The sequence below is a fragment of the Flavobacterium sp. NKUCC04_CG genome, from assembly GCF_019345525.1.
In the GTDB taxonomy this organism is placed as follows: domain Bacteria; phylum Bacteroidota; class Bacteroidia; order Flavobacteriales; family Flavobacteriaceae; genus Flavobacterium.
On sequence record NZ_JAHKRA010000032.1, the window covers coordinates 1 to 3,496 of the forward strand.

At 42.8% G+C, this 3,496-nt stretch carries 1 protein-coding gene; it reads right to left on the reverse strand.

Going from position 1 to position 3,496, the window contains the following annotated elements:
- On the reverse strand, positions 1–3,204 hold a 3,204-nt coding region (locus KO524_RS15035; protein WP_219295053.1), incomplete at its 3' end, for a PKD domain-containing protein.
- Between the last annotated feature and the right edge of the window lie 292 nt (positions 3,205–3,496).

Here is a 3,496-nt window from a genome sequence, read left to right on the forward strand (position 1 = left end):
ATTAAACTCCCATTCGTATTGGTATTCTGGATCGTAGTTAACCGGTGCGAGTAAAATGGGATTTTCGATACAATTCGGGTTGTAGTTGACCGTAAACTCTGCGTTGGGGCGCCCTTTGACGACCACCGTTTTTTCTTCAGTACATAGATAAGCACTGCCGTTTTTCAATTGTATTTTAAATTTATAAGTACCCGGTGCTAAGTTTCTAAAGGTATATTGGCTGTTGCGTCCGCTATACTCCGCAGGCATACCGTCTCTACTAAAGCTATAGGTCACGTTGGTTCGATCGGCATAGAGTGAATGGTCTATGATGGTGACATCTCTGGTATTGTTATGGCTCACACACGACATACGGTATCTGAATTTGGCCTCATAGGGTTTAAAAAACGATTTGTGTATGTTGATCCGACAAATATTGCCGTTAATCAGGTAATCGACCCAATATTGTACAAAATGCAATCCCGGTTTTGTCGTCGTAAAGCTCGCCTGGGTATCGGTATGCCCGGCTGCTCTTTTCAAATACCGGCTTTGTTTCCAACTGACCCCAACTGGGCTTCCCGTATAGGTTCCCGTAAACGAGAAGTCATTACACGACTGCGTAAAGGAGGTGGTTGCCGTTTCGTTTAGTCCGCTGCAACTCGGATTGCAGTTTTCGTATATATGTACTAAATCCGAAATACGAGAACAACCGAAAATACTGGTCATTTTAACGTAATAACTCCCCGCCTCGGAGTGGTTACTATCCCCAACTACCGTATAACGAGGGCCATAGCCCAACACGCCGGCTTGCCCGCTTTTATACCATTCCATATTTTGATCGGGTATATCCAATTGATGGGTGGCGTATAAGGTTACGGCATAGCCGTTTTCAGGACAAACAAAGATATCGCCATTGGGAGTCACGGTGATTACCGGTTTGGGGTGCAAAAGCACATTTAAATTCAACTGTATTTGCGTTTCACATCCGTTGGGATTGATGATTGTGGCGGTAATTACCCTAGCGATATCGTCATTTAATTCCTCTTCAAATGCCAATGGCGGACTGCTGATCCTCGTTCCTGAAATAGGACTTGCAGCCGTAGGCTCCGATCCGTTGTTTAAATCCCAAATAACCCTTCCTCCGCTTAGGTTGGAATCCGAAACCAAGGTCACCGTAAAAGGCTCGTACACACATACATTTAGCGGATTCGGATTTTGCCAAGTGAAATGGGGACTTTCAAATAGGGTAATCGGATGATTAAACACATAGAGTTGATCACACTTTCTGATGGTTAATCGCAAAAAGCCGGAATTGGTATTGGATACTTCATTCCAACTCACTTGGACCGTTTTACTTCCTTGCCCCTGTACGATATTGGCAAAATTATCTGGAAAGGACTCCCAATGTATGTGATCGGGTTGTATATTGTTATCAAAATCTACTTTAAAACTGGAGTATGTACTCGGACAAAAAAGTACGGTGTTTTCCAAATTGGTAAACCGCGCCTGGGGATTCATTGCTAAAATGTTAAAACGCTTGGGAGCAGAAGTACAACGAAGGCTGTTGAGCGAGAATTTTTTTACCGTAATGCTGCGTTCTAGGGATTCGCCAACATCAAAGGTCACCGTTACTTCATCGCCAAATCGAGACCCGTGAATTTGACCGTGGGTAACCTCCCACTCGTAAGTAAAGTTGGCGTCGTCGTTTTCGATACGGTAAACATAAGGAGCCCCCGGACATACCATTTTTTCTCCGATTAATTCCACCTCACTGATATCGGGTAATTCCGTAATCGTGACCAATAAAGGAATACTCGTACAATAATCTTGATGGGTGGCTGTGATGGTATAAAAACCCGCTGTGCCACCTTCCCAAAACAAGCTGTTAGCCGTTTGAGAATGAACCAGGGTATTACCCTTTTTAACTTCCCATAGTAAGGGAATATTTAGATTGGATTCATAAACAATGCCTTTGGGGGTTTCACAGAACTCTGTAGGACCCGTAATTTCTGGAACGGCTACCACTTCTATTTCAAAAGTGGCGCGTCCACCGCATTTTAGCAGCGTATTGGTATAAGTACACACCAACAAATACCTGCCTGCTTCTAATGGATTCAAAACTATTTCGTTGCGTTGGTCCGTGGGAGTCAACGTGCTCTGTGCCCCTGTTAACGATAGCAATTCCCATTGAAAATCAGTGGTAGGCCATTGAGGCATCGAAAAGCGTTGTTGTTTCCGCACGCAAGCCGTTGGGTTTCCCTGAATTGTTCCCTCATTTTTAACAACCGGTATTTTAACCGTGGTCCAATTTCGGCAACCGCAATAACTGATATAACTCACATATCCAAAACCGTCCTGATCGACCTCATTCCAAATCACTTGGATTTCTTGCTCATTCTCTTCGATGACCTCTCCCCCTACTACAAACCAATCACCTCCGCATGCGGATTCGACCGTATAGGTTTGAACGCTATTCTCGCAGGAAACCGTCGGGCAACTGATCCTAGCGGCTATTTGCGCTTCGACCTGAATATCCGCTTTAAAATAACTGCTGCAATGGCATTCGTTGGTCACTTGGAGAGAAATCGTGTAAATTCCCGGCCGGCTATACTGGTGTTGAGGATTTCTTTCACGTGAAACGTTGCCGTCGCCAAAATCCCACTCATACGAGACGATTTGACTGCCCCCATTGGCTTCCGATAAATTGTTTATTACAAAAGGTGTATTTAAACAGACCACATCCGGTAATGCCTGCTGTGGTAACTGCAATTTAAAGGCGGCATTAGGCGCTGCAAGCACTTCGATACACAAACTGCCTTGAGTAATCGATCCATCATTAAAAACAACCTTAAAGCTAAGCCCGGCAGCACCGCGGTTTTCCCAACGCACACGAATCCGATCTTGATATTCGCGCAGAATTGTGCCGCCTGAAATTTCCCAACTCACTGCTCGAATGTTGTTTCCTCGCATATAAAACGCCATGGCGCCGCCTTCGCAAACCGACAAACAAGGGGCATTCGCTATATCTTCTAGATAACCGTCGTATTTGGGATTGGGATCGTAATCATAGGTTTTACAACCCACTTCTTGGTCCCAACTCAACCAAGCGCCATTGTTTAACGGCTGTCCCATACTCGACAAAGAGCAGCACAGCAACAATAAGCTTAAAAAACACTTATTCTCAAAAAGTGTTTTTTTTATTCTATAAAAGTAATTATATCTCATAATGTATATTTTTAACAATTATTAATAGTAAACACATAAACATTACTTATAAATGATTGATTATATCTATTTTGAGTTACAAGATTAACAATTCATAAAAAACACTTAGTTAAATTTTAGTTAAATTTTTAATTGGTTAGGTATTTTAACAGTTAAAGTTTGCAACCAACCATTAACCACTTTACAACGAAACAACCAGACTTGTAAAAAACAGTGAGTAAATCTGCTCCTTACAACAAGCCATCTAAGAGACAAAAAACAACACCGCTTTTTGCGCATACACAAAAAGCGG